Origin of the sequence: Brachymonas sp. J145, assembly GCF_036312245.1 — a bacterium.
GTDB lineage: Bacteria > Pseudomonadota > Gammaproteobacteria > Burkholderiales > Burkholderiaceae_C > Brachymonas > Brachymonas wangyanguii.
Genome location: NZ_JAZDCI010000009.1, coordinates 99,309 through 105,715 on the forward strand (window position 1 = coordinate 99,309; position 6,407 = coordinate 105,715).

Sequence of the window (6,407 nt, forward strand, 5' to 3'; positions counted from 1 at the left end):
TTATTCGATGCGGTTGAGCCAGGCGTGATGCTGCATCGCCGGCAAGACCTGTGCGTCACCGTGCAGCAGCGCCTGCTGGTCCGATGCCCAATCGCTCAGGCGGATACGCGCCAGCCAACCTTCGCCATAAGGATCCTGGTGCACGCGCTCGGGAGTGTCCTCCAGCAGCGGATTGACCTCGATGACTTCGCCGCTGACCGGCGTCTTGACCGAGACTACCGACTTGGCCAGCTCGACAACGCCGACCGAAGCGCCCTGCTCCAGTGGCGTGCCGACGCGTTTCGGGCGGCACATATAGATATCGCCCGAATGGCGGATGCCCAGCGCGGTAATGCCAATGGTGGCGCAACCGTCAGCGTCCAGGCGCGCCCAGACCTGATGCTCGATCAGGTAGTAAAGATCAGCAGGAAAAGCGAGTCCGTTCAGTGGCATGGAGGCAGTATCGGGTCAATCATTGCGGCCATCCCCCAGCTCGGTGGCTGGCGGGATCGCGGCGGGAACATGGGCAGGCGGCGTTGGTGTTGGTGTGGCAGCTGGGGCCGGCACGACAACCGGTGCGGGCTCGGGCGTCACCACCTTGGCATCGGAGCCGTAGGCCGGCAGGCTGCTGTTCGCCTGCGCCGCTGTCACGCCGCTGGCCGGGAAGCCCAGCGTCAGATCCGGCTGGCCGGCTGCCTGCAGCACCACCTGGCGTACGCCCACCGAAGCCAGCTTCCAGCCATCGACGAGTTCCTCACCCAGCTTGACGTGGCGACCGGGCTGGCCATTGATGGCGATGATGGCAGTGCCGCCTCCTTGCAGCCGGCTGACCGTGCCTTGCAGCACGAATCGGCCCGGACCGGCCGGGGCCGTCTGCGCTTGTGCATCCGCCGGTGCAGCGGGGATGGCCTCGTCCTGATGGCCCAGCAGGCTGGCCAGGCTGTCCTGCTGGCTTTGCAGCCGGCTGTCAGCAACGCTGGCCATCACGGCCACCGGTTCGCCCTGCGTGCCGAGCAACGCATAGGCCAGCACCGCACTGGCGGCGAACCAGGGCAACAGGCTGCCGATTCGCACGCCCCAGCGCTCGGCCGGGGGTAGCGCAAAAGCAGGAATACGATTGGACAACAGGCTGGGAGAGGCGCTCATGTGCGCCATTATGCGGCATCTCGCATGGGCCCGACAGGCGACTGGAATACATGCAACAGTCACTTGACTGTCACACAACAGCGTTATGTTTGCCGCATTTCCGAGGAGTTTTCATGCGATTGTCTTCCCTTGCGGCACTGCGCCGTCGCCAGCCACGCCAACGTGCTGCCCGTGGCTTTACCCTGATCGAATTGATGGTGGTGCTGGTCATCATCGGTGTGCTGGGTGCCCTGGTGGTGCCTAGCGTGCTCGGCCGAGCCGATGATGCACGCGTCACCGCCGCCAGGACCGATGTCAGCAACCTGATGCAGGCGCTCAAGCTGTATCGTCTGGACAACCAGCGCTACCCGACAGCCGAACAGGGCCTGCAGGCGCTGGTGAGCAAGCCGGAAAGCCAGCCGGTGCCGGCCAACTGGAAGCCGTATCTGGAAAAGCTGCCGGCCGACCCCTGGGGCAATGCCTACCAGTACGCCAACCCCGGCATCCAGGGTGAAGTGGACGTGATGTCCTTTGGCGCCGACGGCAAGGCCGGCGGCGAAGGCAAGGATGCCGATATCGGCAGCTGGCAGTAAGTGTCCATGGGCGGCAGGCGCGTCCGGCGCGCAGCCGGCGGATTCACCCTGATCGAGCTGCTGGTAGTGCTGCTGATCGTGGCGGTTGCCAGTGGCGCAGCCACGCTGGCGCTGCGCGATGGCGACCAGATGCGGCTGGATCGTGAGGCCGAACGGTTGGCCGCCGTGCTCGAAAGCGCGCGTACGCAGTCGCGCGCCAGCGGCCTGCCGGTACGCTGGCAGGCGACCAGCGATGGCCAGGGCTTCCAGTTTCTCGGCCTGCCGCATGCACGGCTGTCCCACCCCTGGCTGCAACCGACGCTGGTGCTGCGCGGCGGCCTGCTGACTGCGCCACGCCAGGGGGCCGATGCGGAGCTGCTGCTGGGGCCGGAACCAATCTTGCCGGCACAATCGCTGACGCTGGGCGTACCCGGCAAGCCCGGACTGGAGCGCACGCTGCAGACCGATGGCCTGCGGCCTTTCCGTGTGGCGCAGGCAGCTGCAGCACAACCATGATGCGACGTCCCCGCCCTGCCCCGGCCAACCGCCGGGGTTTTACGCTGATCGAAGTGCTGGTAGCACTCGCCATCGTGGCGGTGGCGCTGGTGGCCGGCACGCAAGCCACCAGTGCGCTGATCCGGCACAGCGAGCGCCAGTCCGAGCTCCTGCTGGGCCAGCTGTGCGCCGAAAACCAGCTGATCGCGATGCGGCTGTCCACCCAGTACCCGGCAGTGGGCGAATCGACCGTGGCCTGCAGCCAGGCCGGTCGCGAGCTGCAGGTCAGAGTCAGCGTGCACACCACGCTGAACCCGCATTTCCGGCGCATCGATGCGCAGGCGCTGGAACAGGAACGTCCGCTGCTGCGCCTGTCCACCATTCTGGGCAAGTGGTGAGCATGCGCCGATCTCCCCTGCGCCGCGCATCACGCGGCTTCACGCTGATCGAGTTGATGGTGGCACTCTCCATCATGGCGCTGCTGGCGCTGCTGAGCTGGCGCGGACTGGATGCCATGATCCGCGCGCAGCAGGTGACGCAGGCCCAGGGCGAACGCCTGACGCTGTTGCAGACGGCGCTGGCGCAATGGCGCAGCGATCTCGATGCGATGCTGCCGGTATCGGCGCAACCGGCACAGCCGGTGCTGGCCTGGAACGGTCGCGCACTGCGCGTGCTGCGGCTGGCGCCCGCCAGCGACAGCCCGGTGGCACAGGGCGATTCCAGCTTGCTGCTGCCGGCCGGCAGCCAGGTCGTCGCCTGGTCGCTGCGCAGCCAGTGCGCCAGCCTGGGTGCTACGCCGTGCTGGATCCGCTGGCAGTCCCCCGTGTTGCGTACCGTCGGTGAACAGCAGCAGGCCTGGCAACAGGCGGCACGCTGGACCGAAGGCCAGGAGCAGCTGCCCGGAGAGCAGGAACTGGTGCCGCTCACCAACTGGAAACTGCTGCACTTCCGCGATGCCAACTGGCGCCCGGCCAGCGAGCAGGAGCTGCCACTGGCAGGCGAACAGGCCCTGGCCAGCATGCCCGACGCGATACGGCTGGAACTGCAACTGCCCGATACCGACAGCGCCCTGCACGGCACGCTCACCATGGACTGGATACCGGCCACGCTGACACGGAGACGCTCATGAAGCGCCGCAGCCTGCCCCGCCCGCGCCCGCAACGCGGTGCCGCCCTGCTGCTGGCGATGCTGACGGTAACGCTGGTGACCGCCTTTGCCGCGGCCGCCGCCTGGCAGCAATGGCGCGCCACCGAGGTCGAGGCGGCCGAGCGCGCCCGCCTGCAGACCAGCTGGCTGCTGTCCGGCGCCATCGACTGGACACGCCAGATCCTGCAGGAAGACACGCGCCAGACCCAGGCCGACCACCTGTCCGAACCCTGGGCGGTGCCGCTGCTGGAGGCGCGCATGAGCAGCTTTCTGGCCGCAGAGGGCAACGTCACTGCCAACAGCACCGACCTGCCCGATGACGCCTTCCTGTCCGGCCAGGTGCAGGACATGCAGGGCCGCTTCAATCTGGGCAACCTGATACGACAGGGCCAGCCATCCCAGCGTGACGTGCAGACGCTGCAGCGCCTGTTCCAGGAGCTCGGCCTGCCAACGCAAGAGGCAAACCAGCTCGTCAGCCAGTGGGAACGCGCCTGGCGCGCCAACCAGGCTAGTGCCCAGGTCGATCCCGGCGCGCCGCTGCTGCCACAGCGCATCGAGCAGCTGGTCTGGCTCGGCCTGCCGGCTGAACGCATCGCGCAACTGGAGCCGCATCTGGCGATCCTGCCCGAATACACCGCCATCAATGTAAATACCGCCACCCAGGAGGTGCTGCTGGCTGCTGCCGGCGATGCCACCCGCTCGCAGGTGCTGCAGCTGGTGAGCCGGCGCAACAGCCAGCCTTTCCTGAAGATGGACGCCGTGCGCGAGCTGCTGCCGACCGGCGGCCAGCAGGCCAGCCTGGGCGTGAGCAGCCGCTATTTCCTGATCCACGGCAAGCTGCGCATTGGCGATGTCCGCATCGAGGAACAGGCGCTGATCCAGCGTGACGGCCTGAGCTCGATCGTGCTGTGGCGCCAGAAGGACAGCGTAATCGCCCAGGATCCTGCCACCCAGCGCTGAGGTCGCCCGGTACATGTCATGTAGATGATGCTTTCATGACATTCCGGCGTCATATTGACTGCCTAGAATCGCACCGCCCCATGTCCCAATTGCTTGTCCGATTCCCCCTGCCCGGCCACGATGCAGCCGATGGCTACGCGTTTGCCCTGAGCCCCGATGGTCAGGGTGTGTCGCAGCATGGCATGGCCGCTGCCGATGCCCTGCCGCTGGCCGATGCGCACGAGGTGATCGGCATCGTGCCGGTGCAGGCGCTGTCCTGGCATGCGCTGGAGCTGCCCAAGGGCAGCCTGGCCTCGCCAGCACGCACGCGGCTGGTGCTGGACGGCCTGCTGGAAGAGCTGGTGCTGGACGATATGGAGATACTGCACTGCGCGCTGCAGCCGAATGCCGCCATCGGCCAGCCGGTCTGGGTCTGTACCTGCCGGCTCGACTGGCTGCAGCAGCATCTGGAACAGCTGCGCCTGGCCGGCTGCGAGGTGCAACGCCTGGTGCCGGAGGCCGCGCCGCTGCCACTGCAAGAGCTGCCTGAACCGGCGTTACAGCAGGACACGCTGCAGGCGATTGGCGATCCGCTGGAAGGGGCCTGGTGGCTGCGTCGTGCGCATCTGCTGTCACAAGGCGGTGCTGCCCCCGGCCTGCTGTGCTGGCCGCTGCAGGCACCCGACACGCTGGAACCCGATCCACTGCTGCCCAGCTGGCTGTCCCAGGCCGAACCGGGCCGTATCCAGGCCGATGCCGCCGTGGCGCAACGCGCCGAACAACTGATACAGCAAGCGGTGCAGGTGCGCCATCCGTCCGAACGCTGGCTGGAAAGCCTGAGCTCCGGCTGGATGGAGTTCCCCCCATTTGACGGACACTTTCACTGAGAAGAAAGGAGCCCCCATGGGAAAAACCAAGCCCCCGTACCCCGAGGCATTCAAACAGCAGATCGTCGAGCTGTTTCATTCCGGTCGCAGCCAATCCGAGCTGGCACGTGAGTTCGATGTGTCAGCGGTGAGCATTGCCAACTGGGTTGCACGCGCTGCAGCCGATGCTGGCAAGCCGTTATCCGGCAAGGATGTGTTGACAACGTCCGAGCGCGAGGAACTCGTCCGCTTGCGCCGGGAGGTCAAGCGTCTTCAAACGGAGCGCGACATCCTGGCAAAGGCTACGGCCTGGTTTGCCGGACAAAGCGAGAAGACGTCCACGCCGTCTACGCGCTGATGCAGGCGAACCAGGCCGATCTCCCAATACGCACCATGGCCCGGGTGTTGGGTGTGTCCAGCAGTGGTTACCACGACTGGCTAAATCGCCGACCCAGTGCACGCGATCAGGCCAATGCCGAGCTGCTGCTGCGCATCAAAGCCATCCATCAGATGAGCGATACCACCTACGGCGTGCCGCGCATGGTCGCGCAACTGGCGCGCGATGGGGTGATCGTCAACAAGAAGCGCGTCGAACGCCTGATGCGTCAGGCGAGTCTGAAGGGTGTCAGCCGCCGGCGCGGCTGGTGCGTGACAACGCGCCGTGATCGAGAGGCTGGGCTGGCCAGCGATCTGGTCAATCGCCGCTTTGCGGCGGATGCTCCTAACCAACTTTGGGTGGCAGACATGACCTACCTGCCTACCTGGAGCGGGTTTGCCTATCTGGCGGTAGTCATCGACGTATACAGCCGCAAAGTAGTGGGTTGGGCCTTTGGCACGCGCATGACGGCCGATCTGGTGGTGCAGGCGTTGGAGATGGCCGCCTTCACGCGCAAGCCCCAGGGCGTCATCCACCACTCCGATCAGGGCAGCCAATACACCAGCACGGTGTTTGGCAAGCGTTGCGAGGAAATGGGCGTGCGCCCAAGCATGGGATCGGTGGGGGATGCTTACGACAACGCCATGGCCGAGAGTTTCTTTGCCAGCCTGGAATGCGAACTGGTCAACCGAAGAAGCTGGAAAAGCCAGACCGAGGCCAGGCATGCCGTGTTTACCTGGATAGAGGGCTGGTACAACCCACATCGGTTGCACAGCGCACTGGGCTACCTTGCTCCCAACGAATTCGAGCAAATCAATGCACAATCCGGGCAGTCCCCGGTAGAAAATACCACCGTTACCGCGCTGAATTCTTCAGCGCTCAACCGTCCGTGAGATAGGGGGAACTCCA

The 6,407-nt window shown here is 66.0% G+C and carries 9 protein-coding genes; 7 read left to right on the top strand and 2 right to left on the bottom strand.

The genetic code is table 11. From position 1 onward, the window contains the following. On the bottom strand, positions 1–432 hold the full coding sequence (locus V1261_RS09130) for a glycine cleavage system protein H (RefSeq protein WP_329771420.1): 432 nt from the start codon (positions 430–432) through the stop codon (positions 1–3). Positions 433–447: 15 nt separating this feature from the next. Then, positions 448–1,125, bottom strand: coding sequence for a type II secretion system protein N (locus V1261_RS09135; protein WP_329771421.1), 678 nt, complete (start codon positions 1,123–1,125; stop codon positions 448–450). Positions 1,126–1,238: 113 nt separating this feature from the next. Here V1261_RS09135 and gspG point away from each other — a divergent pair, with 113 nt between their 5' ends. The 7 genes from gspG (at position 1,239) to V1261_RS09170 (ending at position 6,391) form a co-directional block, all read left to right on the top strand. After that, entirely contained in the window at positions 1,239–1,697 is a 459-nt protein-coding gene (gene gspG / locus V1261_RS09140) for a type II secretion system major pseudopilin GspG (RefSeq protein WP_329771422.1), read from the top strand. Positions 1,698–1,703: 6 nt separating this feature from the next. Beyond that, positions 1,704–2,192, top strand: coding sequence for a prepilin-type N-terminal cleavage/methylation domain-containing protein (locus V1261_RS09145; RefSeq protein WP_329771423.1), 489 nt, complete (start codon positions 1,704–1,706; stop codon positions 2,190–2,192). After that, positions 2,192–2,569, top strand: a complete 378-nt coding sequence (gene gspI, locus V1261_RS09150) for a type II secretion system minor pseudopilin GspI (RefSeq protein WP_405198063.1) — start codon at positions 2,192–2,194, stop codon at positions 2,567–2,569. The genes V1261_RS09145 and gspI overlap by 1 nt, the downstream gene beginning before the upstream one ends. A 2-nt stretch (positions 2,570–2,571) precedes the next feature. After that, positions 2,572–3,300 carry a PulJ/GspJ family protein gene (locus tag V1261_RS09155; protein ID WP_329771425.1) on the top strand — a complete coding sequence of 243 codons (729 nt, stop codon included), beginning with the start codon at positions 2,572–2,574 and terminating at the stop codon, positions 3,298–3,300. After that, positions 3,297–4,277 (top strand): type II secretion system minor pseudopilin GspK, encoded by a 981-nt coding sequence (gene gspK, locus V1261_RS09160; RefSeq protein WP_329771426.1) that lies wholly within the window; start codon positions 3,297–3,299, stop codon positions 4,275–4,277. The genes V1261_RS09155 and gspK overlap by 4 nt, the downstream gene beginning before the upstream one ends. An 80-nt stretch (positions 4,278–4,357) precedes the next feature. Then, on the top strand, positions 4,358–5,143 hold the full coding sequence (locus V1261_RS09165) for a type II secretion system protein GspL (protein ID WP_329771427.1): 786 nt from the start codon (positions 4,358–4,360) through the stop codon (positions 5,141–5,143). Positions 5,144–5,159: 16 nt separating this feature from the next. Then, a protein-coding gene (locus V1261_RS09170) for an IS3 family transposase (protein WP_405197982.1) occupies positions 5,160–6,391 on the top strand; the annotation gives its coding sequence in 2 pieces (ribosomal slippage) (positions 5,160–5,427 and positions 5,427–6,391; 1,233 coding nt in all). Positions 6,392–6,407: the final 16 nt, after the last annotated feature.

What these genes read in the sequence shown, in the direction of transcription:
- V1261_RS09130 (WP_329771420.1), bottom strand. Translation starts at nt 432, where the DNA reads ATGCCACTGAACGGACTCGCTTTTCCTGCTGATCTTTACTACCTGATC.
- V1261_RS09135 (WP_329771421.1), bottom strand. Translation starts at nt 1,125, where the DNA reads ATGAGCGCCTCTCCCAGCCTGTTGTCCAATCGTATTCCTGCTTTTGCG.
- gspG (WP_329771422.1), top strand. Translation starts at nt 1,239, where the DNA reads ATGCGATTGTCTTCCCTTGCGGCACTGCGCCGTCGCCAGCCACGCCAA.
- V1261_RS09145 (WP_329771423.1), top strand. Translation starts at nt 1,704, where the DNA reads ATGGGCGGCAGGCGCGTCCGGCGCGCAGCCGGCGGATTCACCCTGATC.
- gspI (WP_405198063.1), top strand. Translation starts at nt 2,192, where the DNA reads ATGCGACGTCCCCGCCCTGCCCCGGCCAACCGCCGGGGTTTTACGCTG.
- V1261_RS09155 (WP_329771425.1), top strand. Translation starts at nt 2,572, where the DNA reads ATGCGCCGATCTCCCCTGCGCCGCGCATCACGCGGCTTCACGCTGATC.
- gspK (WP_329771426.1), top strand. Translation starts at nt 3,297, where the DNA reads ATGAAGCGCCGCAGCCTGCCCCGCCCGCGCCCGCAACGCGGTGCCGCC.
- V1261_RS09165 (WP_329771427.1), top strand. Translation starts at nt 4,358, where the DNA reads ATGTCCCAATTGCTTGTCCGATTCCCCCTGCCCGGCCACGATGCAGCC.